This window comes from Thauera sp. (assembly GCF_035444905.1).
Taxonomy (GTDB): Bacteria; Pseudomonadota; Gammaproteobacteria; order Burkholderiales; family Rhodocyclaceae; genus Thauera.
Genome location: NZ_DAOMPS010000058.1, coordinates 1 through 24,028 on the forward strand (window position 1 = coordinate 1; position 24,028 = coordinate 24,028).

Genomic DNA, 24,028 nt, shown 5'->3' on the forward strand with positions numbered 1-24,028 from the left:
CCGGTGAAGATGTGCTTCATCGACGCGGCCAGCGCCACGGTGTAGCCGCCGGTGTCGCGCTGCACGCCCTTGGGCTTGCCGGTGGTGCCGGAGGTGTACAGGATGTAGCTCGGCTCGGAGGACTCCAGCCACACGGCCGGCACCTGGGCGTCCATATGCTTCGCGCGCAGCGCGGCGTAGTCGACGTCACGGCCTTCGACCTTGGCGAAGCCCTTGTCCAGGCCACGGTCGACGATCAGCACCTTGGCGGGCGGGAATTCGGCCAGCCTGCAGGCTTCGTCGACCAGGTGCTTGTAGGGCACCGGCTTGCCATTGCGCATGCCGGCGTCCGAGCTGACCATCAGCACCGGCTTGGCGTCGTCGATGCGGGTGGCGAGCGAGCCGGCGGCGAAGCCGCCGAACACCACCGAGTGGATCGCGCCGATGCGTGCGCAGGCGAGCATGGCGAACGCCGCCTCGGCGATCATCGGCATGTAGATCAGCACCCGGTCGCCGCGCTTGACGCCGAGCTCCTGGTAGATCGCCGCCATGCGCTCGACCTCGCGCTGCAGCTCGGCGAAGGAGTAGACCTTCTCCTCGTTGGTCTCGGTCGAGATGTACACCAGCGCGCGGTCATTCGGGCGCGCAGCGGCGTGGCGGTCCACCGCGTTGTAGCAGAGGTTGGTCTCGCCACCCTTGAACCACTTGACGAAAGGCGGATTGGAAAAATCGCAGATCTGTTCTGCGGGCTTGTTCCAATGCACGAGCTGGGCCTGTTCGGCCCAGAACCCGTCGCGGTCTTCGATGGAACGGCGGTGAAACTGCTGGTAATCGGTCATTGCTTCCTCTCTCCCTTCGATTTTCCCTGTACTGCAAATGACGTGTTGCCTGCACCGCAGCGCCGGGACAGCGCAGCGAAACCTGCGACCACTCCCACTTCAAATGGAGGTCCGGGTGGCCTCCGTATCGTCACCGTCGGTCGCGCTTCTGTGCTTGAGCGCTTCGAGTTGCCTGAGTGGCAGTCCGCAGTGAGTTTTCGATTCTAGCAATTCGAGCAGCGGCATCAGCGCTGCGATGATTTCGGGCAGTTGCGCCTCGACCTCGGCGCGGGCGCCGGCGCGCACCTGGCGCAAGGCGCTGTCGATGCTGACGAGGCGGCCGAGTTCGCGCTCGATCAGCGCTGCATCTACCTCGCCCGCGTCCGCCACCACGCGATTGCCGCCGGCGGCGCGCGCCGCCGCCGTCCGCTCGAGCGCGAGCCCCAGCAGCTCGCTGACGGTGTTGCGTCCATCGACCGCCGCATTGGCCACGCCGATGCTGAGCGTGACGCGGATGCGCTCCTCGCGATAGCCCATCACCAGCTTCTCGACGCTGCTGCGCAGGCGCAGCGCGAAGGCGCAGCTCGAGACACGGTCGATGCCCGGCGACAGCAGCGCGAACTGCGAGGCCGAGTGCTGCGACAAGGTGTCCTCGGTGCGGATGCGGCTGGTGAGCATCTTCGACAGCTTGCGCAGGATCAACTGCACGACGTGCGCGCCGTGGCGATCGACCAGCTCGTCGAACTGGTCGACCTCGATCACCAGGGCCGCGATGTCGGTGTGGCGGCGGCGCGCTTCGGACACCCCCTGGGTGGCGCGGTGCTGCAGGTAGCCTGCGCTGGCGAGCCCCGTCTCGGGGTCGACCGGGCTCTGGCTCGCCAGCGCGGCACGGCTGCGCTCGAGCTCGTGCTGGGCCTTCGACAGGCGCACCAGCGAACTCAGGGTGGCGAGCAGCTCGACGCTGCCGGCGCCCTTGGCGACGAAGCCGTTGGCGCCGAGGGCGAGCGCCCGCTCGCGCGCCGACTCGTCCTCGTCGCCGGAGATGATCACCACCGGCAGGTCGCGCACGCGCGACACCCTGGAGGCGCGGATGCGCTCGAGCAGGCCATAGCCGTCCAGGCGCGGCATGCCGATGTCGGTGAGCACGAGGTCGATCGCGGGGTCGACCAGCAGCGCCTCCCAGCCGGCTTCGCCGTCGGGTTCCTCGCGCACCTCGAAGCGGCCGCGGATGAGCTTGACGATCGACGCCCGCACCATGCGCGAGTCATCGACCACGAGGATGCGCGGCAGCTTGTCGTCTTCGCTCGTCACCACCGCCTCTCCCCCACCGTGCTCAAGCCCTCTCGATCCGCCGCGTCCAATGCCTTCGTTCAGCCGCCGATGCGGACCACTGTGCGGCCCTTGACCCGGCCCTGGATGAAGTCGTCGAAGGCGGCGGGCAGCGCATCGAAATCGATCGTGCGCGTGACCGCCGCCAGGTGTCGCGGCTTGAGGTCGGTGGCGAGGCGGTCCCACACGCGCTGGCGGGTGGGAAAGCCCATGTAGCCCGAGTCGATGCCGAGCAGGCTGACGCCGCGCAGGATGAAGGGGAACACCGTGGTGTCGAGCTTGAAGCTGGCGGCGTTGCCGATGCTCGCCACCGTGCCCGCCTGCTTCATGGTCGCCAGCACCCAGTGCAGGATCGGCCCGCCGACGTTGTCCACCGCGCCGGCCCATTGCGCGGCCTCGAGCGGACGCACCTTGTCGAGGTCGATCTCGGTGCGCAGCTTGATCTCGGCCGCGCCCAGCATCTTCAGGTAGTCGGTCTCGGCTTCCTTGCCGGTGAGCGCGACGACGTGATAGCCCAGGCGCGCCAGCATGTCGATGGCCAGCCCGCCGACGCCGCCGGTGGCACCGGTGACGATGACCGGACCGTTGGCCGGCGCCAGGCCGTTGTCTTCCATGCGCACCACGCCGAGCGCGGCGGTGAAGCCGGCCGTGCCCAGGGCCATGGCCTCGAACAGGTCGAGCCCGGCGGGCAGCGGCACCACCCAGGCGGCAGGCACGCGCGCGTATTCGGCATAGCCGCCGTGATGCGCGACGCCGATGTCGAAGCTGGTGGCGATGACCTTGTCGCCGGCCTTGAAGCGCGCATCCGCACTGTCGACGACCTCGCCGCACAGGTCGATGCCGCCCACGCAGGGGAAGCGGCGGATGATCTTGCCCGCCCCCGTGGCCGCCAGCGCATCCTTGTAGTTGATGCTGGAGTAATGAACGCGGATCGTCACCTCGCCGGCGTCGAGCTGCTCGGGCGCGAGCGTGCCCATGCGGCTGACGAGCTTGCGGTTGTCGTCCTGGTCGATCACGAAGGCCTTGAACGGGGTCATGCGGGCGTCTCCTGTGCGCAGTCCTGGAATTCGGGAACGCCGATGACGGCAAGTTCGGCAAGGAACTCGCCCGCGCGCCGGCGCTGCAAGGCCATAATTATAGCCCCAAGCCAGGCTCGCCCTGTGCCCGTGCACGCACGCCTTCAGTTCCCCCGCGTGCCGCCGATAATGACGATATCTGCCGTCCCCCTGTCAGAGCCGCGCATGCCCCAGCTGCAACACCCCCTGCCCTCGGTGCAGGCCTACGTCGATCACTTTTCTGCCCAGCCCCTGCCGGTGTTGCGCCATACCGTGCGCGCGCTCGCGGCGCTGCGCCACGGCGAGGAATCGATCGGCGCGCGCCCACTCGCGGCGATCGTGCTGTCCGACCCGCTGATGACGATGCGGCTCTTGACCCACATCGAGCGCAACCGGCGCCAGTCGCAGAACCACGACATCACCACCATCGAGCGCGCGGTGATGATGCTGGGGGTGGAACCCTTCTTCACCGCCTTCGGCGCGCTGCCCACGGTGGAAGAGGCGCTTGCCGACCGGCCCAGGGCCTTGGTCGGCGTGCTGCGCGTGATCGCGCGCGCGCGCCAGGTCGCAGACCTCGCGCGCGAGTTCGCCATCGTCCGCCGCGACCTCGACGTGCAGGAGATCACCGTCGCCGCGCTGCTGCACGAGGCCACCGAGATCGTGTGCTGGATCTTTGCGCCCGAGCTGGCGCTGCAGGTGCAGGCGCGCCAGGCCGCACAGCCCGGCCTGCGCACCGCCGAGGCCGAGCGCGCGGTGTTCGGCGTGAGTGCCGCGGAGATCCAGCTCGGCCTGGTGCGCGCCTGGCGCCTGCCCGAGCTGCTGGTGCCCCTGCTCGACGCCAGCCAGCAGGACAACCCGCGCGTGCGCACGATCCAGCTCGCCGCCGACTTCGCCCGCCACCTCGCCCACGGCTGGGACGACCCCGCCCTGCCCGACGACATCGCCGCCATCGAGGCCCTGCTCCACCTCGGCCGCGAGGCCCTGCTGCAGCGCCTGGGCATGCCGGAAGCGATCCGCCCGCGCTTCCTGCCGCCAGCGCCGACCAGCGACTGAAGGCCGGCCGCGGCCTCGCCCGCCAGCCCTCAGCCGCAGAAGATCAGGTTGCCGAAGTCGATCAGCAGCGCCGGGTGCTGGTAGGCGGCAAAGATCAGCGCCAGCACGGCCGCAGCCAGGATGCCGAGCAGCAGGCGCAATAGCGGAGTCTTCATGCCGGCGGTTTCCTCATGGCTCGGCCCTCATCGCGCCGCGGCGCGCAGCAGCGGCGCCTCGCGCACCGGCAGCGACAGCAGCGCGGCGAGCACCGACAGCGCGATCGACAACCACCAGGCGATCAGGTACGAGCCGCTGAGGTCGAAGATGCGCCCACCCAGCCACGCACCGAGAAAGCCGCCGATCTGGTGACCGAGGAAGACGATGCCGTACAGCATGCCGACGTAGCGCAGGCCGAAGATCTGCCCCACCAGCCCGCTGGTGAGCGGCACCGTGCCCAGCCACAGCAGGCCCATCACCGCGGCGAACACGTACAGGCTCAGCGTGGACAGCGGGAACATCAGCAGCGCCAGGATGGCGACAATGCGCAGCGCGTAGATGCCGGCCAGCAGCGCCTTCTTGCTGTAGCAGCCGCCGAGCCAGCCCGACAGGAAGGAGCCGAAGATGTTGAACAGGCCGATCAGCGCCACCGCCGTCATGCCGACGTTGGCCGACAGGCCGCCATCGACGACGAAGGCCGGCAGGTGCAGCATGATGAAGGCGGTCTGGAAGCCGCACACGAAGAAGCTCCAGAACAGGTAGTGGAAGCTGGGCGTGCGCATCGCCTCGTGCAAGGCCTCGCCGAGCGACTGCTGGAAGCCGGCGCTGCGCTCGCTGGTGCCGGTGACGGCGGCCGCGAGCGGGATGATGAAGGCGATGCCGACCGCCAGCCACAGCAGCGCATCCTGCCAGCCCACCGTGCTGATCAGCGCCTGCCCCACCGGTAGCACCGCAAACTGGCCGAAACTGCCGCCGGCCGAGGCCAGGCCGAGCGCCATGCTGCGCTTTTCCGGTGCGGCCATGCGGCCGATCACGCCGAGCACGACGCTGAAGGTGGTGCCCGACAGCCCCATGCCGATGAGCAGGCCGGCGCCCAGATTGAGGCCGAGCGCGGTGTCGGCATGCGCCATCACCACCAGGCCGACGATGTAGAGCAGCGCGCCGCCCACCAGTGTGCGGCCGGCGCCGTGGCGGTCGGCGAAGGCCCCGGCGAAGGGCTGGAACAGCCCCCACAACAGGTTCTGCAAGGCGATCGAGAAGGAGAACAGCTCGCGCGACCAGCCCTGGTCGGCGGTCATCGGCGGCAGGAACAGGCCGCCGGTGTGGCGCACCCCCATGGCCAGGGTGAGGATGAGCGCGCCGCACACGAGCACGACGCCCGGACGACGCAGGAAGGAAGGCATTTCGAACGACAAGACTGGGGATTCCGCGCAGGTGTTTTGATTGCTCGCCGCTGTGGCATGCGCAACATCCGCGGCGAGGACGGCAGTATAAGATGCCCGCGTACAAACTGGAGTCGCCCCCAATGAGCATCGGTACCGCGGTCTTCCTCGGCCTCATCGTCCTCGCGCTGGTGTATGGCGTGGTGGTCTACAACGGCCTCGTGCAGTTGAAGCACAACATCGCCAAGGCCTGGGCCAATATCGACGTGCTGCTCAAGCAGCGCCACGACGAGCTGCCCAAGCTGGTCGAGGTGTGCCGCCAGTACAAGCAGTTCGAGCAGGAGACGCTGGCGCGTGTCACCGAAGCGCGCGCACGCGTGGCCAGGGCGCGCGAGGCGCACGACGTGCCGGCGCTGGGCGCGGCCGAGAACCTGTTGCGCGCCGGCCTGGGACAGATCTTCGCGGTCGCCGAGGCCTACCCCGAGCTGAAGGCGAACGAACACTTCATGCAGTTGCAGACCCGCATCACGGCACTCGAGAACAGCATCGCCGACCGTCGCGAGTGGTACAACGAGTCGGTCAATGTGCACAACATCCGCATCGAGCAGTTTCCCGACCTGATCGTCGCCCGCCTGTTCAATTTCATCGCCCAGCCGCTGCTGCAGTTCAGCGTCGCCGAGAAGGCCGATGTGGACCTGAAGGCCTTGTTCAGCGCCTGAGCGCTGCGCGCACCCACACCCCTCCGTTTGCAGACCCACGCGCCTTAGCCCAGCCCGCGCGCCATGCTCGTCCGCCTTCGCCACAGCCGGCGCCAGCTCGCGCTGCCTGCGCTGCAGTTCGGCCTCGTGCTGGCCGTGCTGCACTTCGACCAGGGCGCGGCCAGCCTGATCGCGCTCGCGCTGCTGGTCGCCACCGGCCTGCTGGGCTGGGTGAGCGCGCTGCGCCACGCGCGCCTGATCGACGACACGCCGACCTCGCGCATCGCCTCCGCCGCCCAGGGCTACGCCGAGCTGCGCGGCCGCGGCCAGCCGCTGGGCGGCACGCCGCTGCTGTCGCCGGTCAATGGCCTGCCGGTGCTGTGGTACCGCCTGCTGATCGAGCGCAAGCAGCGCGACGGCAAGTGGCGGCCGGTGAGCAGGGACGAGAGCGAGGCCTCCTTCCTGCTCGAGGACGGCAGCGGCAGTTGCGTGATCGACCCCGACGGCGCCGAGATGCTGGTGCGCCGGCGCGACGTCACGCTGCGCGACGAGTTGCGCTACACGCAGTGGTCGCTGATCCGCCACGACCGCCTGTACGTGCTCGGCGACTTCGCCACCCTGGGCAGCATCGATGCCGATTTCGACCTCGCCGCTCAGGTGCGCGACCTGCTCGCCGAGTGGAAGACCGACCACCCCGCCCTGCTCGCACGCTTCGACCTCGACGGCAACGGCGAGCTCGACCTCAAGGAGTGGGAGCTGGCGCGCGCCCAGGCCAGGCGCGAGGTGCGCCAACGCCAGGCGGCGCGGCTGTCCGCGCCCGAGCTGCATGTGATGCGCCAGCCGCAGGACCGCCGCCTGTACCTGATCTCGGACCTCGATCCGGCGATCATCGCGCGCAACTATCGCCGCCTGGCGGCCTTCCACGCCGCCGTGTTCCTCGGCGCGGCGGCGGCGGCGGCCTGGTTCGAGCAGATCGGCGTGTTCTGAGGCGGGCCACCAGCCGGGTCCGGCGCCCGCCTCCGGCTCTGGTCCGGCGCCGACCTCCGCTGCTCAGGCGCGCGACTCGAGTTCTTCCCAGCGCAGCATCGCCGCCTCGATCTCGCCGTCCAGCGCCTCCAGCCGGGCCTTGATCTGGGCGACCTCCTGCGGTGCGTTCTGGTATAGCGCGGGGTCGGCCATGCGCGCATGCAGCGCGGCCTGCTCGTCCTCGAGGGCGGCGATGCGGTCCGGCAGGGCTTCGAGCTCGCGCTTGTCGTTGAAGGACAGCTTGCCCGCCCGGCTCGCCGGCTTGGGCTCTGTGCTGCGGCCCTTGTCGGCCGGCGCCGGCGCGCGCTTGACGCTGTCGCGCGCGGCCCGCTCCTCGGCACGCTGGGCCTGCACGCGCTGCCAGTCGCCATAGCCGCCGGCGTACTCGCCCCAGCGCCCGTCGCCCTCGGCGGCGATCACCTGGGTGACGACGTTGTCGAGGAAGGCGCGGTCGTGGCTGACCAGGAACAGCGTGCCGTCGTAGCCGGCCAGGAGCTCCTCGAGCAGGTCGAGGGTCTCGATGTCGAGGTCGTTGGTCGGCTCGTCGAGCACCAGCAGGTTGGCCGGACGGGCGAACAGGCGCGCCAGCAGCAGGCGGTTGCGCTCGCCGCCCGAGAGCGACTTGACCGGCGAGCGCGCGCGCTGCGGCGCGAACAGGAAGTCGCCGAGATAGCCGATGACGTGCTTCTTCTCGCCGCCGATCTCCACGAAATCTGAGCCCGGGCTGATGACCTCGGTGAGCGGCAGTTCGGGGTCGAGCTGTTCGCGCAGCTGGTCGAAGTAGGCCACGGTCTGGCGCGTGCCGCGGCGCACGGTGCCCTCGTCGGGCTCGATCTCGCCGAGGATCAGCTTCAGCAGCGTGGTCTTGCCGGCGCCGTTGGGGCCGATGAAGCCGATGCGGTCGCCGCGCAGGATGCGGGTGGAGAAGTCGCGCACGACGGTCTTGCCGCCGTAGCGCTTGGTGACGTGGGTCAGTTCGGCCACCATCTGGCCGCTCTTGTCGCCCGTATCCACCGCCAGGCTGACGTTGCCGAGGCGGTCGCGGCGCGCGGCGCGTGCGACGCGCAGGGCCTCGAGCCGGCGCACGCGGCCCTCGTTGCGGGTGCGGCGGGCCTCGACACCCTTGCGGATCCACACCTCCTCCTGGGCGAGGAACTTGTCGAAGCGCGCGGCGGCCTTCTCCTCGGCTTCCAGTTCCTCGGCCTTGCGCCGCTGGTAGTCGGCGAAACGCCCCGGGTAGCTTGCCAGCTTGCCGCGGTCGAGCTCGATGATGCGGGTGGCGACGTTGTCGAGGAAGACGCGGTCGTGGGTGATGACCATGACCGCGCCACGGAAGTCGCGGATGAGCTCTTCCAGCCACAGGATGCCGTCGAGGTCGAGGTGGTTGGTAGGCTCGTCGAGCAGCAGCAGGTCGGGCTCGGCCACCAGGGCACGCGCCAGCGCGACGCGCTTGACGCCGCCGCCCGAGAGGCTGGAAACCTTTGCCGCGGGGTCGAGTCCGAGACGGGCCACGACCTGCTCGACACGCTGGTTCAGCCGCCAGGCCTCGGCCTGCTCGACCGCATGCTGCAGCGCATCAAGCCGGGCGAGCGCCGCGGGCGTGGCGTGGTCAGCGACCGCGACCATGGCGGCGTGGTAATCCACCAGCAGCTGCGCGGCAGCGCCCAGGCCGTCGGCGATGGTGGCGAAGACGTCGCGCTCGAGCGCAAAGTCGGGCTCCTGCGGCACATAGGCAGTGACCATTTCGGCCTGCCGCCAGACTGTGCCATCATCGAGCGCCGCCTGAGCGGCGAGCGCGCGCAGCAGGCTCGATTTGCCCGAGCCGTTGCGGCCGATCAGCGCGACGCGTTCGCCCGCATCGAGCTGAAAACTCACGTGATCGAGCAGGTCGACGTGACCGAAGGCCAGGCAGGCGTTATCGACGGAAAGCAGAGGCATTGGATGTGCGGCAGCCGCGGCCACCGATCGGAAACTGGGGTGCCGATTTTAGCCCCGTGCTGGCATCCGGGGCGGATTACCGCATAATGCAGTGCACAATTTCTTGCCCGACCGGGTCCTTGCCGGTGCCGGGCCCGCGGCCCCGCGACGCGTGCGCGAGCGCATCACCGCCGCTTATGGAAGCATGAATATGGAAAGACTCCTCGAACGTTTCGGCCAGCCGGAACAGGATCAGGTCGCCCTGTGGGTGGCGCTGGTCGACAAGCTGCGCCCACCGCGCGCGACTCAGACCGACAAGGCCACCGAGAACCTGCGCGCCCTGGCCACGCTGCTCGCGCGCCGCTCCGACCTGCTCGCCAACCTGCGCGCCGCCACCTTGCGCGTGTTCGCCGAGCGCAAGCAGGTGACGATGTACGTGGCCTCCGGCCTGCTGCCCTCGACCGGCTTCTTCTCCGAGACCTCGCGCCGCATCGGCAATCGCCTGCTGCCCGAGGTGATCGACACCGCGCACCTGCGCGACCTGCTGTCGGCCGTGTTCAACCGGGTGGACGACGAGGTGTGGGTGAACGCTATCTCCGACGAAGACTGGCAGGCCTTCCTGCACCTGCTCGTCGGCCACCAGACGCCGATGTTCGAGGAGGACGCCAGCCCCCTGCCCCATGCGGTGCGCGAGGTCCTCGAGTCGCTGCGGGTGCTTTCCTTCCACGTCTCGGCGATCGGCCTCGACCGCGAGCTGGTGCGCATCGACCCCAACCTCGAGGAGCACGAATCCCCCTTCCTCGCGCAGAACGCCGAGCTGCTGACCTATATCCAGCACTACAGCAACTGGTGGACCACACCCGGCGCGCTGATCGCCGACGACAAGCACCTGACGGTGATGCTGCACCAGTGCGACGAGATCCTGCAGCGCGTGCGCAAGCGCGCGACCCGCATCGGCACCAGCCTGACGCTCACCTTCAAGCTCGAGCGCCTGCGCCAGCACCTCGAGCGCATCAACGAGCTCACCGCGCTGCTCTCGGAGCTGCGCACGCGACGCGTGGTCGAGGACGCCGCACCGCGCATCGTGCGCCTGTTCAAGACCCTGGTGCGGGCCGAGTGCCGCAAGAACGTCCTGGCCGACTACTGGGGCAAGAACGTCGAGCTGCTGTCGCTGCGCATGACCGAGAGCGCGAGCAAGACAGGCGAGAAGTACATCACCAGCAGCCGCGGCGAGTATTTCGGCATGCTGTCCTCGGCCGCGCTGGGCGGCCTGATCATCGCCTTCATGGCGGCGAACAAGATCGTGCTCGGCGAGCAGGGCATGGCTCCGCTCAACGAGCTGCTGTCCTTCTGCCTGAACTACGGCCTCGGTTTCGCGCTGATCCACATGCTCGGCGGCACGGTGGCGACCAAGCAGCCGGCGATGACGGCCAACGCCATCGCCGCCTCGATCGGCGAGGCCAAGAGCAAGGGCGGGCGCGACCTCGAGGACCTTGCCGACCTGATCGTGCGCACCATCCGCAGCCAGGCGGCGGCGATCCTGGGTAACATCGGCGTCGCCATCCCGGTCGCGCTGGGGGTGGGGCTGATCATCCAGCTCGCCACCGGCAGCCACTTCGTCACGCCGCAGAAGGCCGAGAAGCTGCTCGGCGAGATCGACCCGCTCAGCGGCGCGCCCTTCTTCGCCGCGATCGCCGGCGTGTGCCTGTTCATGTCCGGCCTGATCGCCGCCTTCTACGACAACCTGTCGGCCTACAACCGCGTGCCACAACGCCTGCGCCAGTTGCGCTGGCCCAAGCGCCTGCTCGGCGAGGCGCGGGCAGAGCGGCTGGTGATCTACATCGAGAACAACCTGGGAGCGATCGTGGGCAACATCTTCTTCGGCTTCCTGCTCGGCGGCGCCACCGCGATCGGCGTGCTGTTCGGCCTGCCGGTGGACATCCGCCACATCGCCTTTTCGTCGGCCTATCTGGGCTATGCCTCGGTCGCGCTGGACTTCGCGATCCCGCTGACGACGGTGCTGGTGGCCTTCTCGGGGGTGCTGCTGATCGGCATCGTAAACCTGCTGGTGAGCTTCACGCTGACGCTGAGCGTGGCCATGCGCGCGCGCCGTATCAGCTTCGAGCAGGGTCGCAGCCTGGGCAGCCTGCTGGCGAAGCGCCTGCTGCGCGCGCCGCGCGCCTTCCTGTTCCCGCCGCGCAACAACGAGCCGACACTTGGTCCGACGCCGCCAAACGGCTAGAATGCGCGCCCTGAGTCTCGTCATAGTTCAATGGATAGAACGGGCGCCTCCTAAGCGCCAGATCCAGGTTCGATTCCTGGTGACGGGACCACCCCCACGAGTCCGCCGACATCCTGCCTGCGCCCCCCGCGGATGCCGCACCAGACCCGTCGTCCGCAACGCAGCCGGCCCTCCTGCATGCCTCGTTACCCGCATGTGCTGTTCGACCTCGACGGCACCCTGATCGACTCCGCGCCGGCGATCCTCGCCAGCTACCGCGAGGCCTTCGCCGCCGCCGGACGTGAGGCCGTGATGCCGATCGATGCCGGCATCGTCGGCCCGCCCTTGCTCGAGACCCTGCAGATGCTGGCCGGCACCCGCGACGCCGGCGTGATCGAGGCGCTCGCCGCGCACTTCAAGGCCAGCTACGACACCCGTGGCTACCGCGAGACCGCGGCCTACGAGGGCGTGGGCGAGATGCTCGCGCGCCTGGTCGGGGCCGGCTGCAGGCTGTCGATCGCGACCAACAAGCGCCTGCACCCGACGCAGCTGATCCTCGCGCACCTGGGCTGGGCAGCGCACTTCGACGCGGTGTACGCGCTTGATCTGTTCGAACCGCGCCTGCCGCACAAGGCGGCGATGATCGCCCGCCTGCTGCAGGACCGCGGCATTGCCCGTGAGCAGGCGGTGTATGTGGGCGACCGCAGCGAGGACGGTGAATCAGCCGACGCGAACGGCCTGCCCTTCCTCGCCGCCACCTGGGGCTACGGCAGCCTCGCCGCGCACGAACTCGCGCCGCACTGGCGCGCGGTTGCCACGCCGGCCGCCCTGGCCGACGCGATCCTGGCGCCCTCGGCTACCTGACCTCGCCCAGCAGGCGATGCAGGTACTCGACCGGGATGGCGTAGCTGATGCCGGAGGGGTCGGAGAGCACGCTCTCCTTGGTGGACTTGACGAATACCATGTTCAGCACGCCGATCACCTCGCCGCTCGCGGGGTCGTACAGCGGACTGCCACTGTTGCCCGGGTAGGCGGTGGCGTCGAGCTGATAGACACGGAAGACATCGTTCGCCAGGCGGCGAATGAGCGCGGGGTTCAGGTCGCGCGCGTTGGCCTGGGGTATGCCGATCGGCGTGATCGCCGCGACGATGCCGCGATGGGTGACCGGGGTCATGCCGAGCACGTTGCCGATGGGGAAACCCGTGAAGGCGACCGTCTGCCCTTCCTGCACCCCCCCGGCGCGCGCCAGACGCAGCGCCGGCAGTGGCGGGCCACCGCCGAGCTTGAGCACGGCGAGGTCGCGGCTGCGGTCGGAGGCACCGACGGTGACCTGACGCACGCTACCGGTCTGGCCCTCGCCGGGCACGACGATGACCAGGGCTTCCATCTTGTCGCTGTCGATGCGCTCGGGCAGCACATGGGCATTGGTCGCGACGAGCTGGCCGTCGCCGACCACGAAGCCGGTGCCGCGGAACTGGAAGGCCGGGCTGCGCGTGCGCTGATAGGTGCCCACGGCCACCACCGAGGGCTTGATGCGCGGCACCGTCGTCACCAGGTCGGCATGCACGAGGGCCGGCAGGCCGAGTGCGACGGGCAGCGCGAGCGCCTGCGCCAGCAGGCGGCGCCGTCCGCGGTCCGGCACCGGCTGCGGGGACGAGGCGATGGTCATGTGTCGTGGTCCTCCTGACGGGCCAGGCGCAAGGTGCGCAACATGGGGCTGGGCGCCACCACGCTGCTGTCGTAAGGATGCCGACTGTCGCCGACGTGACGCAGGATGCGCTCGACGTAGGCGCGCGTCTCGCTGTAGGGGGGGACGCCGCGGAAACGATTCACCGCCCCTTCGCCGGCATTGTAGGCGGCTGCCGCGAGCGTGACGTCGCCTTCGAAATAGGCCAGCAACCAGCGCAGGTAGGCCAGCCCGCCGCGGATGTTCTGCTCGGGGTCGTAGGGCTGGCTGACATTGAAGCGCTGCGCCGTCTCCGGAATGAGCTGCATCACCCCCATCGCGTTCTTGGGCGACAGGGCCTGCGGATTGAGTGCTGACTCGGTGAGCGCGATGGCGAGCGCGAGCTGCGGCTGGACGCCGTAGCTCGGCGAAAGCTCGATGAGCAGGCGCGCGACCTGCTGGCGCGCCGGCGGCAGGCGGGCAACCAGCGCCTCAACCGGCCAGCGCTGCGGCAGCAGCTCGGACGGCGTGTGCAGGCAGTCGGGCACGGCGCCGGTGTATTCGCCGGTGAAGCGCAGCATGCGCTCGGCGTGGGCGTTGCCGAGCTTGGCCGCCATGGCGAACAAGGTGCCGGCGTAGGCATCGTTACGCTCCACGCCGCGGCCATTGGCGTACATCCAGGCCAGCGCGTACATGCCTTCGGGGTCGCCCAGGCGGGCCGACTCGCAGTACAGGCGGGCCGCGTAGGGCTGATCGCGCGGCACGCCCTCGCCATGCTCATAGCTGAGCGCCTCCTCGGCCAGATAGCGCGCCTGCAGGGCGAAGGCCTGCGCGATCAGTTCGCCACTCGCCGAGGCCGTGCCCGCGGAGGCGGCCCCGGCACAGGCGAGGCACACCCCAAACGCGATGTGCCGGATGCGTCCAGCCACGCCCGGCAGGCGGCCCGGCCGAAGCGTTGAAGGCGGAGGGGCGTGGTCGCGACTGGCCATGACTCTTTATGGCAGAAGATGCCTACAGCCGCCACACCTTCGCCCCTGCGGCAGCGAGCGCAGCGGGGTCGTAGCTCGACTTGACGTCGGCGAACACCCCTTGCGGCGCCAGCTTGGCGAGCAGGGTCGGCAGCGGCATGTCGACAAACGCCTCGTGCGCCACGGCCGCGACGATGGCATCGGCCACCGGCAAGGCATCCCATGGCGCCAGGCTGACGCCGTATTCGTGCTCGGCTTCGGCGGACTCGGCCACCGGGTCATGCACGTGCACCTTGCAGCCGTAGCTCTGCAGCTCGTGGATGACGTCGATCACCTTGCTGTTGCGCAGGTCCGGGCAGTTCTCCTTGAAGGTCAGGCCGAGCACGATGACGTCGGCGCCCTTGACATGCGAGCCGGCGGCAATCATCTGCTTGACCGTCTGCTCGGCCACGTACTTGCCCATGCTGTCGTTGATGCGGCGGCCGGCGAGGATGACCTGCGGGTGGTAGCCGAGCATCTCGGCCTTGTGCGTGAGGTAGTAGGGATCGACGCCGATGCAGTGACCGCCGACCAGGCCGGGGCGGAAAGGCAGGAAGTTCCACTTGGTGCCGGCGGCCTTGAGCACCTCCAGAGTGTCGATGCCCATCTTGTGGAAGATCACGGAGAGCTCGTTCATCAGGGCGATGTTGAGGTCACGCTGGGTGTTCTCGATGACCTTGGCGGCCTCGGCGACCTTGATCGAGCTGGCCGGATAGACACCGGCGGTGATCACCGAGGCGTACATCTCCTCCACCTTGGCCAGGGTCTCGGGCGTGTCGCCGGAGACGACCTTGAGGATCTTGGTGACCGTGCGCTCCTTGTCGCCCGGGTTGATGCGCTCGGGCGAATAGCCGACGAAGAAGTCCTGCTTCCACTTCAGGCCCGACTCGCGCTCGAGGATGGGAATGCAGACCTCCTCGGTGGCGCCCGGGTAGACGGTGGATTCGTACACGACAATGGCACCGCGCTTGAGATGGCGCCCGGCGGTCTCGGAGGACTTCACCAGCGGCGTGAAGTCGGGCTGATGCGCGTCATCGACCGGGGTGGGCACGGCGATGACGACGAAGTCGGCCTCGCGCAGGACGGCGGGGTCGGTGTGGCAGCTCAGCTGGGTGGCGGCACGCAGGTCGACCGACGACACCTCGCCGGTGGGGTCGATGCAGTCGCGATAAGCGGCGACCTTCTGTGCGGAGAGGTCGAAGCCGAGGGTGCGGTACTTCTTGCCGAACTCCACGGCGAGCGGCAGGCCGACGTAGCCGAGGCCGATGACGGCGATGGTGGTCATGGGGATGTCCTTGGTGCGTTGATTCTGAAAGGTGTTCACAGCGTTTTCTGCAGGGCCACGGCCTCATTGTGCAGCGGACTGCCTTCCTGCAGACGCGGCAACAGCGCGTCGAGCTGGCTGCGCGCATCCGCGGCACGACCGGCCTTCGCATAGGCCTTGGCCAGGTTCAGGTGCAGCGGCAGCAGGTCGGGCCCGAGCTTGACGGCACGCTGCAGGTTGGCGAGACCGGCATCGACGTCGCCGCGCTCGACCTGGATCATGCCGACGGTATCGATGATGGCCGGATTCTCCGGCGCCAGCCGCAGCGCCTGCTCGGCAAATTCGAGCGCCTTCGGATCCTTCACCTGATTGGCGGTCCACGCCAGGTTGTTGAGGATCAGGGCGTTCTGCGGGGCCATCTCGTGCATCCGGCTGAACAGCGCGAAGGCGTCGGCGTGCCGATTCTCGGCGAGCGCGCGCTCGGCAAGGTAGCCGCGCATCACCAGGTCGGTGGGGTTCTTCTGCAGCCAGTCGGCACCCATGCGGTCGGCGTCGGCCTTGCGCTCGGCACGCAGCAGGACCGCGTGCAGGCGCACCGCGGCCTGCCCCCCCCCGTTGCGTTCCACCGCGCGCTGCAGTGCGGTCACCGCCTCGGCCCAGTTGCCGCCGTTGGCATGGATCTCGCCTTCGAGGAAGTAGCCGAGCGGACGGTCGGCATGGCGCGCCTGGGTGTCACGCGCCACCCGCAGGGCGCCTGGGCGATCGCCACGCTCGATGAGCAAGGCGATCAGGCGCTGTTGCGCCTCGACGGCATCGGGGCTGAGGGCCAGCGCCCGACGCAAGGCCTGCTCGGCTGCACTGTTGTCCTTCAGCGAACGATGAACGTCGGCGAGCTGGATGAACGGGACCGGCGAGCGCGGCTGCAGGCTCGCCAAGCGATTGAGGGTCGAAATCGTCTGCTGGCTGTCGCCGGAGGCGATCTGGGCGCGGGCAAGGGTCTCGACGACGCGGGGTTCGTCGGGGTGCGCCGCCGCCACCTTCTGTGCAACCTGCAGGGCGCGCGGAAAGTCGCGCTGGCGCAGATGGTGCTGCACCAGGGCGAGGTTCGGCGCCACCGCCCCCGGCGAGGCGGCCTCGGCACGCTCGAGCGAGGCCAGCACGGTGGCCGCTTCGGCACCGGTGGTCCGCTGCAGCTCCGCCAGCGTGAGCAGGGCCTCGACGTTTCGGGGGTTGCGGTCGACGATCGTCTGGATGCGCGCCAGTGCATCGTCCGCGCGCCGCTCGGAGAGGTCGATCCTGGCCAGGTTGACCGCGGCCGCGAGGTAGTCGGGCTGCGTCGCCAAGGCCTTCTCGAAGGCCGCGCGCGCCGCGGGCACATCGCGCTTGGCCAGCATCAGGCCACCGAGCAGGTTGTGCACGAGCGGATTGTCGGGCTGCTTGCGGGACAGCTGCTCATGCGCGGCCAGGGCCTGGTCCAGCTCGCCACGACGCAGGTGGGCCACGACCAGCGCGAGCTCGGCCTGGATCGCGGTGTCGTCCATCGCCGCCGCGGCCTCGAGATCGGCAAAGGCGGCGGGCGCATCGCCACCGGCCAGGCGCGCCACGCCCAGGCGCAATCGGGCCTGGGCATCATCGGGGGAAGCCGTGCTGGCACGGGCGAAATATTCTTCGGAGCGTTCGAAGTCACCATTGGCCAGGAACACCTGCCCGGCCAGGCCCAGCAGGCGCGCATCGGGCTCGGGCATCTGCAGCAAGGGCTGCAGCAGTTCGAGTGCACGCGGCGCCTCGCCCGTCGCCAGGTGCGACACGACCAGGGCCTGCCTGGCCATCACCGCGCCGGGCGCACGCTCGAGCACCCGCGACAGATGCGTGCGGCCGAGCGCATGTTCGTTGAGGCGGACGAGCACCGTACCGGCAAGCAGTTCGGCAGGCAGATACTGCGGTGCCTGCCTGAGCACCTGCAGGAGCTCATCGCGCGCCTCGACGAGGCGGTTGTTCCTGAAGTCCATCAGGGCCTTGAGATAGCGCGTCGAGGGGTGGCCGCCGGCCGCCGCCTGCATGGCCTTCAGCGCAGCCTCGGCGTCCTCGACCTTATTCTGGCGCAACAGCTGCGACACCAGCGCGAAGTGGTAGTTGACCGCCGCTGGCGCCTGCCGAATCGCCTCGCGCAGGGCAGCGACCGACTCGTCCGCCCGGCCCTGCAGCAGCAGCGCGTCGGCGAGCAAGGCATGGGCGTCGGCGAAGGTCGGCGAGCGCTGGATCGCTTCGCGAGCCTCGGCTTCGGCCGCCTTGGCGTCGCCCTTGAACAGATGAGTCCGCGCCAGCCCGACCCGGGCATGGGCCTCAGCGGGATCGGCTGCGAGGGCCTCGACGTATTTCTCCTGCGCTCGTTCGACGTCGCCCTTGGACAGATGCGCATCGGCCAGCGAGGCGAGGATGACCGACTGCGACTGGGCGTCGCCAAGCCTGACGTCGCTGAAGTCCTTCAGCAACTGGTCGAACTCACCGGTCCGCGCCAGCGCACGCGCCAGCAGCGGCGCGACCTCTTCGCGCGGGTAGCCGAGTTCGCTCGCCCGCGTCAGTTCCTTGACAGCGCTGGGCAGATCCCCCTGCTCGAGCTGGATGCGCCCGAGCAGGAAACGCGCCTCCGTGAGGCTGCCATTCTCTTGCAGTGCATTCTTGAGCTGGATGCTGGCGGCGTTGAGATCCTGCTTGGCGATGTAGCCCTTGGCCGAATCGAGCATCTGCTCCGGGCTCTGGCCACAGCCCACGAGCAGGAAGGCCGACAGCGCCGTGGCGGCGAGCCCGTGGGCCCGGCCGGGCCAGCGCTGCGGACGGCGTGCATTGTGTTTCTGGCTCACGAACCATTCTCCTTCTTGAGGCCGAAGCGGCCGAGTAGATCATAAAGGGAGGGACGGCTGACGCCGAGGATTTCGGCGGCGCGGGCGATGTTGCCGTTGGTGCGGGCGATGACCTTGAGCACCGCGTTGCGCTCGGCCTCCTCGCGCACCCGGCGCAGATTGAGAAACTCGAGATCGTCCTCGGGCGCCTGCAGGCCGAGATCAGCGGCGGTGATGGCATCGCCCTCGGCCATGATCACCGCACGCTTGATACAGTTCTCGAGCTCGCGCACGTTGCCCGGCCAGGCATGGGCGTCGATCGCGGACAGGGCATCGTCGGCGAGCACCAGCGAACGGCGCCCGTTCTCACGCGCAAAGCGTTGTGCGAAGGCATGGGCGAGCAGCGCAGCGTCGCCCTCGCGCGCGCGCAGCGGCGGGATCTCGATGACGATCTCGGCCAGCCGGTAGTACAGGTCTTCGCGGAACACGCCCTCCTTGATCTGCGCCTTCAGGTCACGATGGGTGGCGCAGACGATGCGCACATCGACCGGGATCTCGTCGCGGCCGCCGACGCGCTCGATGCAACGCTCCTGCAGGAAGCGCAGCAGCTTGGACTGCAGCGGCAGGGGCAGGTCGCCGATCTCGTCGAGGAAGAGCGTGCCGCGATGCGCGGTCTCGATCTTGCCGAGGGTCTGTTTGACGGCGCCGGTGAAGGCGCCCTTCTCGTAGCCGAACAGCTCGCTCTCGAGCAGGGTGTCGGGGATGGCCGCGCAGTTGATCGCAACGAAGCGCTCGCCGGCCCGCGGCGACAGGGCATGCAGCCCGCGTGCGAGGATTTCCTTGCCGGTGCCGCTCTCGCCCAACAGGGCGACGGTGACCGAAGCGGAGGCCAGCTTCTCGATCGTGCGACAGATCTTGAGCATGGCCGGGTCGCGCGTGATGAGGCCGGACAAGGGGCTGCCCTGCAGCGCGGCCAGGCGCGCGTTCTCCATCTGCAGGTCGTGCATGCGGAAAGCGCGGTCGATGGTCAAGCTCAGCAGCTCGGGCTCGAAGGGCTTGGCGAAGAAGTCGTAGGCCCCCATGCCGATCGCCTTGACCGCGTTCTCGCGGTCGTGCTGGCCGGTGAGCACGATGACCTTGGTGTCGGGCGCGAGGCTGAGGATCTCGCGCAACAGCCGGAACCCCTCGCTGACGTCGTCGGGCGCAGGCGGCAGTCCCAGGTCCATGGTGACCACCGCCGGCTCGTGCTTGCGCAACTGGTTGATCGCGCTCTCGCGATCATCCGCGACGACCGTGTCGCAGGCGTCAAACGCCCACCGCATCTGCTTCTGCAGCGCCGGATCGTCCTCGACGATCAGAAGCGTTCGCTGCTTGTCGGACATGGAACTCACTTTCTCCTGCTCTTTGAGCTCACTGAGCGCGTCGCACGCGCTGCAGTGTGATGGTGACGCACGTGCCCTTGCCCACCTCGCTGTCGAAGTGCAGCTGGCCGCCGATCTCGTTGAGGTACTGACGGGTCTCGAACACGCCGATCCCCATGCCGCTCGTCTTGGTGGTCTGGAACGGCCTGGACAGTCGTTCGCGCAGAAAATCGGCGCTCATCCCGCAGCCCGTGTCCTGCACCACGATGCTCAGGGTCTTGCCTTCAGCCTCCCCGAGCGTCACGGCCACCTTACCATCCTCGTCGGTGGCATCCAGTGCATTTTGCACGACATGACCGATGATTCTTTCCAGGCGCTGCGGGTGGGCGTTGACCTCCGTCTCGGTGTCGACTTCGAAGCGAACCTCGATCGCTGGCAACTGCCCGCGCTTGCCTTCGCACACCGATTTCAGCAGTGGCACGAGGTCCACCGGCCGCGCCGGATCGATCGAACGCTTCTCCTGCAGCTGCGTCATCAGGCCGCGCATGCGTGATTCGACGTGAGCCACGGTCTCGAGCATGTCCTGCTGGAACTCGGGGTTGTCGCGGTGGCGCTCGGCGTTCCGAAGCATCAGCGATAGCTGCGCAACCAGGTTCTTGAGGTCGTGCACCACGAAGGCGGACATGCGGTTGAAGGAATCGAACTTGCGCGCCTCTAGCAGGGCTTCGGCGGCAAGCATGCGGTCGAGATAGCCGGCGGCCTGGCGCTGCGCGGTCTTGAGCAGATCGAGGACCTCCCAGTCGATCTCGAACGGTGCGCGCGGCGAGCTGAGTACGACGAAGCCGATGAGGCTGTCCGAGGTCTTGAGCGGGATCACCAGCCAGGCATCACCGAAGGCGGACAGCCATGGCGGCAACTTGAGTCCCTCGTAATGCCCCGGCCGCAGCCGGTACTCCTCGAGGTTGATCACCCATCCGCGCTCATCGAGAAAGCGGCAGAACGGCGACTCGAGCGGCTCGACGGCCGTCATCGGCGGATGGTTGAGCCGGGAATGCATGGCGCAGCTCCCGTACTGGTCGCGCAGCCAGAGCACGCCGCCCGGACTTTCCACCAGATCGGACAGCGCCTTGATCACCGACTGACCGAGATCCAGCCCCTTGTCCGCAGCGGACAAGGCCTGGGTGAAGCGCAACCACTCGTTGCGGTAATCGTAACGGTACGAGAACAGGTGCTTGCTGATCAGCACCCGCAGCCGCGCGCGCAACGCGCCGGAAAACAGCAGCGCCCCGAGCAGCACCAGGCCCGCGAACAGCAGCGTCATCTGCAGCGCGCGTCCCCAGTCGCCGCCGAAGAAGCGCACATAGTAGGCCGCACCCGCGATCACCAGCAGGTACGCGCCCGCACCGGCCAGCGCGGTCGAATGGAAGACCATCTCGCGCGACATCGACATGCGCAGCGTCCACGACGGACTGCGGGTGCCCGAGAGCGCGATCAGCGGAATCAGGAGGGCGTGGGCGAGCCCGCGCACCGCCCACACGTCGGGGTCGATACGCGAGAACAGAAAGGCGTCGGCGAAAAGATAGAGCTCGAAGATGTAGCCTGCGGCGAGCGCAAGGCAGAGCGGCTTGATGCCCCAGCGCGAACTCACAGGAATCCCGCGGTACAACTGCTCGACCAGCATCAGGCCGACGATCGCATGGGCAAGCCAGGCGACAAGCACCGGCTGCAGCGCGAGGCCGCCGCCATCGAAGATGCCTTCGAGCACGATCGCGACGAACTGGAACAACAGCACGCCGGCTGCAAGCAGGGCCGGCCAGCGCAGGCGCCTGCCCCACAACGGCAGCGACAGCACGATCATGAAGGCGAACCACGCCGCACCGCGCAACACGTCCAGCACGGCAGACAAGACCAGACTGGTGCCGCCCGGCTGCCACGCATTGACCGCGGAGGCGAACGCCCACAGGCAGGACAGCAGCACTGCAGCGAGCAGCACGCCCCCCGGCAGCGCACCGCGCCAGGCGACGAAGACGTAGAGCCCGAACAACAGGTAGGAGACGGCGGCAAGCCCGTAGCTCCAGGTCGCCACCTCAGCCACCGCTGGCTCTCCTCAACACGAAATGCGCCTCGTGCTCAGGCTCGAGCGCGAGGCGCAGAGTGTACCGCCTTACATGCCACCGGGCGCACTCCACCCACACACTCAGTGCGCACCCTCGCCGGTGAGCACCACGCGAACGGTCTCGAACAACACCAGGGTGTCGAGGATCAAGGTGTGATTCTTGACGTAATACAGGTCGTACTGCAGCTTCTCGGCCGCATCGTCCACCGAAGCCCCGTACTGGTAGCGCACCTGCGCCCAGCCCGTCACGCCCGGTTTGACACAGTGGCGCACGGCGTAGAACGGGATCTGCTGCGTGAGCTGATCGACAAAGAACGGCCGCTCGGGGCGCGGCCCGACCAGACTCATGTCGCCCACGAGCACATTGAAGAGCTGTGGCAGCTCGTCGATGCGCAGCTTTCTGATCACCCGCCCCACCCGTGTCACACGGTCGTCGTTCGACGTCGCCCAGCGCGGCTTGCCGTCGCGCTCGGCGTCCCGCCGCATGCTGCGGAACTTGATCACGCGGAAGGGCTTGCCTCCCAGTCCGACCCGCTCCTGGGCATAGAAGACCGGTGCGCCATCCTCGATCAGGATCAGGATCGCGGTGACGATCATCACCGGCAGGCTCAACACCAGAAGCAAGGCGCCCACGACCAGATCAAAGCAGCGCTTGACGAAAGTCCTCGCCCAGCCCTGCCGGAACCCGTCTCCGTAGATGAGCCAGCTGGCACGCAGCGAATCCAGGCGGATCTGCCCCTGCACGCGCTCAAAGAAGGACGACAGGTCGAGGATGCGGATGCCCGCCAGCTTGCAGTCGAGCAGCTCGCGCAGCGAAAGCACCCCACCGCGGCGCTCACGCACTGCAACGATCACCTCATCGACGCGCAGCTTGCGCGCAACGTCAAGCAGACTGCCCGGCGGCAGGACCTGCCGCGGCTCCACCTCCACACGCTCGTTCGCGCCCGCGGGCAGAAAGCCAACCACATCCACGCTGCGCTGCAGCGGCCGCATCAGGTCCCGTTGAACGGCCATCGCATCTCGCCCGGTGCCGACAATCAATACCCGCGGCACGAAGAAGCCGGCCGCCTGGCGCTGATTCACCAGACCACGCAGCAAGAGCAGCAGGCACAGCAGTACAAGAACGCTCACCTGCAGCGAGTGAGGCGCGATCTCGGCCCACGGAAGCAAGCCGAAGGTCACATAGGCGACCGGCACGCTCACCACCAACGACAGGCCGACGCGCGCGAAGACCTGACGATGACAACGCTGGTAGACCGGCCGATACAAACCCATCGCCGTATTGAGCGCAACCATGCACGCCGCAAACGCCAGTGCCGACGGCACGCAGACCGCCCAGTCCGGAACCTCTGGGGCAGCCTGGAAGGCAACCGCACCCAACACGATGGCGAAAAGCATCGCCGCGTCGAACAGAACCTGTTGCAGGGTATGCGTTGGAAGGTAATGGCTGACGATCTTGAGCATGAAGCGCCCCTGAGTCCTTTTGGTTCGACAATGGACAGTCGTTGATGCCCAAGCCTTGTCCACGATGTGATCAAGTTAGCTCAAACGGGAACGGATGCCCGTTAAATCCTTCACACGGAGCCTTGATCGATCGAACTCATGAATTGCTGAAAGACAAGAGATTCACGCAAGGCATCAATGACGTACGACAGATGCCGCAGCGCAACATGGGTGTTCGATTCTAGCATGCAGTGCGGGACGCCTCGGCGCCCCGTACAATGGCGCCCCAAGCCTTTACACACAAGGAGAAACACATGAGCAGTTCGAGCCGCAACTTCGCAGAACTCTACGGTTACCGCTTCGAAGACCTCACGGTCGGCATGAGCGCCTGCGTCTCGCGTACCGTCAGCGAAGCCGACATCCTGATGTTCGCAGGCGTATCCGGTGACACGAACCCGGTTCACCTGGACCAGGAGTTCGCCGCGAGCACGATGTTCGGTGGCCGTATCGCCCATGGCATGCTGTCGGCCGGTCTGATCTCGGCCGTCTTCGGTACCCGCCTTCCCGGGCCTGGCTGCATCTACCTCTCGCAGAACCTCAAGTTCAAGGCCCCGGTGAAGATCGGCGACACGGTCGTCGCCCGGGTTAGCGTCAAGGAACTCAAATCTGAGAAGCGTCGCGCCGTGTTTTCGACAATCTGCACGGTCGGCGACACCGTCGTGCTGGATGGCGAAGCGGAACTCCTCGTGCCCGCCCGCAGCTGAGTTCGCACTGGCGTCGCCTGAAGTTCAACAGGGGACGCCGCACCTGCCGTAGCGGCACGGTATTTCCGCTTTTGGGCGCTGTTGCAGCGGGAGGGGGTTTTGTCTTTGTTGAC

Annotated in this window: 19 protein-coding genes and 1 tRNA gene; 7 read left to right on the top strand and 13 right to left on the bottom strand. The window is 68.2% G+C overall.

The genetic code is table 11. The features are described from left to right. The 3 genes from PLC66_RS18955 to PLC66_RS18965 form a co-directional block, all read right to left on the bottom strand. On the bottom strand, positions 1–818 hold an 818-nt coding region (locus PLC66_RS18955; RefSeq protein ID WP_324543411.1), incomplete at its 3' end, for an AMP-binding protein. Positions 819–917: 99 nt separating this feature from the next. Further along, complete coding sequence (locus PLC66_RS18960; RefSeq protein ID WP_324543413.1) at positions 918–2,111, bottom strand: GGDEF domain-containing response regulator; 1,194 nt, start codon at positions 2,109–2,111, stop codon at positions 918–920. A gap of 56 nt (positions 2,112–2,167) precedes the next feature. Continuing rightward, the gene (locus PLC66_RS18965) at positions 2,168–3,163 is read right to left on the bottom strand and encodes an oxidoreductase (protein ID WP_324543415.1); all 996 of its coding nucleotides are present in this window, start codon (positions 3,161–3,163) and stop codon (positions 2,168–2,170) included. Between the two features lie 204 nt (positions 3,164–3,367). On the opposite strand from PLC66_RS18965, the gene PLC66_RS18970 reads away from it, so the two are divergent. Further along, positions 3,368–4,234 carry an HDOD domain-containing protein gene (locus PLC66_RS18970; protein ID WP_324543417.1) on the top strand — a complete coding sequence of 289 codons (867 nt, stop codon included), beginning with the start codon at positions 3,368–3,370 and terminating at the stop codon, positions 4,232–4,234. Positions 4,235–4,263: 29 nt separating this feature from the next. Here PLC66_RS18970 and PLC66_RS18975 read toward each other — a convergent pair whose 3' ends face one another. Then, complete coding sequence (locus tag PLC66_RS18975; RefSeq protein ID WP_324543419.1) at positions 4,264–4,389, bottom strand: hypothetical protein; 126 nt, start codon at positions 4,387–4,389, stop codon at positions 4,264–4,266. Between the two features lie 27 nt (positions 4,390–4,416). Then, positions 4,417–5,625: an MFS transporter gene (locus PLC66_RS18980; protein WP_503012240.1), complete on the bottom strand. Its 1,209-nt coding sequence runs from the start codon at positions 5,623–5,625 to the stop codon at positions 4,417–4,419. Between the two features lie 110 nt (positions 5,626–5,735). Between PLC66_RS18980 and PLC66_RS18985 the strand changes: the two genes are divergently transcribed. Further along, on the top strand, positions 5,736–6,311 hold the full coding sequence (locus tag PLC66_RS18985) for a LemA family protein (protein ID WP_324543421.1): 576 nt from the start codon (positions 5,736–5,738) through the stop codon (positions 6,309–6,311). A 63-nt stretch (positions 6,312–6,374) separates the two neighbouring features. Beyond that, entirely contained in the window at positions 6,375–7,277 is a 903-nt protein-coding gene (locus tag PLC66_RS18990; RefSeq protein ID WP_324543423.1) for a hypothetical protein, read from the top strand. A gap of 63 nt (positions 7,278–7,340) precedes the next feature. Here PLC66_RS18990 and PLC66_RS18995 read toward each other — a convergent pair whose 3' ends face one another. Next, positions 7,341–9,254: an ATP-binding cassette domain-containing protein gene (locus tag PLC66_RS18995; protein ID WP_324543425.1), complete on the bottom strand. Its 1,914-nt coding sequence runs from the start codon at positions 9,252–9,254 to the stop codon at positions 7,341–7,343. A 190-nt stretch (positions 9,255–9,444) separates the two neighbouring features. Between PLC66_RS18995 and PLC66_RS19000 the strand changes: the two genes are divergently transcribed. The 3 genes from PLC66_RS19000 (at position 9,445) to PLC66_RS19010 (ending at position 12,318) form a co-directional block, all read left to right on the top strand. Further along, entirely contained in the window at positions 9,445–11,475 is a 2,031-nt protein-coding gene (locus PLC66_RS19000) for a site-specific recombinase (RefSeq protein ID WP_324543427.1), read from the top strand. A gap of 16 nt (positions 11,476–11,491) precedes the next feature. Then, positions 11,492–11,566 (top strand) — tRNA-Arg (locus tag PLC66_RS19005). 86 nt (positions 11,567–11,652) lie between these two features. Next, the gene (locus PLC66_RS19010) at positions 11,653–12,318 is read left to right on the top strand and encodes an HAD family hydrolase (protein ID WP_324543429.1); all 666 of its coding nucleotides are present in this window, start codon (positions 11,653–11,655) and stop codon (positions 12,316–12,318) included. On the opposite strand, the gene PLC66_RS19015 is transcribed toward PLC66_RS19010, so the two are convergent. The 7 genes from PLC66_RS19015 to PLC66_RS19045 all read right to left on the bottom strand — a co-directional run bounded on the left by PLC66_RS19015 (position 12,311) and on the right by PLC66_RS19045 (position 23,172). Beyond that, positions 12,311–13,123: a S1 family peptidase gene (locus tag PLC66_RS19015; RefSeq protein WP_324543431.1), complete on the bottom strand. Its 813-nt coding sequence runs from the start codon at positions 13,121–13,123 to the stop codon at positions 12,311–12,313. The two genes, PLC66_RS19010 and PLC66_RS19015, sit on opposite strands and share 8 nt — an antisense overlap. Continuing rightward, the gene (locus PLC66_RS19020; protein WP_503012241.1) at positions 13,120–14,049 is read right to left on the bottom strand and encodes a lytic transglycosylase domain-containing protein; all 930 of its coding nucleotides are present in this window, start codon (positions 14,047–14,049) and stop codon (positions 13,120–13,122) included. The genes PLC66_RS19015 and PLC66_RS19020 overlap by 4 nt, the downstream gene beginning before the upstream one ends. Before the next feature lie 82 nt (positions 14,050–14,131). Continuing rightward, entirely contained in the window at positions 14,132–15,412 is a 1,281-nt protein-coding gene (locus tag PLC66_RS19025) for a nucleotide sugar dehydrogenase (protein WP_324543433.1), read from the bottom strand. A 35-nt stretch (positions 15,413–15,447) separates the two neighbouring features. Beyond that, positions 15,448–18,252: an XrtA/PEP-CTERM system TPR-repeat protein PrsT gene (prsT, locus tag PLC66_RS19030; protein WP_324543435.1), complete on the bottom strand. Its 2,805-nt coding sequence runs from the start codon at positions 18,250–18,252 to the stop codon at positions 15,448–15,450. Beyond that, positions 18,249–19,613: a PEP-CTERM-box response regulator transcription factor gene (prsR, locus tag PLC66_RS19035; protein WP_324543437.1), complete on the bottom strand. Its 1,365-nt coding sequence runs from the start codon at positions 19,611–19,613 to the stop codon at positions 18,249–18,251. The genes prsT and prsR overlap by 4 nt, the downstream gene beginning before the upstream one ends. A 28-nt stretch (positions 19,614–19,641) precedes the next feature. Then, complete coding sequence (gene prsK / locus PLC66_RS19040) at positions 19,642–21,687, bottom strand: XrtA/PEP-CTERM system histidine kinase PrsK (RefSeq protein ID WP_324543439.1); 2,046 nt, start codon at positions 21,685–21,687, stop codon at positions 19,642–19,644. Between the two features lie 102 nt (positions 21,688–21,789). Further along, the gene (locus PLC66_RS19045) at positions 21,790–23,172 is read right to left on the bottom strand and encodes a TIGR03013 family XrtA/PEP-CTERM system glycosyltransferase (protein WP_324543441.1); all 1,383 of its coding nucleotides are present in this window, start codon (positions 23,170–23,172) and stop codon (positions 21,790–21,792) included. 293 nt (positions 23,173–23,465) lie between these two features. Here PLC66_RS19045 and PLC66_RS19050 point away from each other — a divergent pair, with 293 nt between their 5' ends. Continuing rightward, positions 23,466–23,915 carry a MaoC family dehydratase gene (locus PLC66_RS19050; RefSeq protein ID WP_324543443.1) on the top strand — a complete coding sequence of 150 codons (450 nt, stop codon included), beginning with the start codon at positions 23,466–23,468 and terminating at the stop codon, positions 23,913–23,915. Positions 23,916–24,028 lie beyond the last annotated feature (113 nt).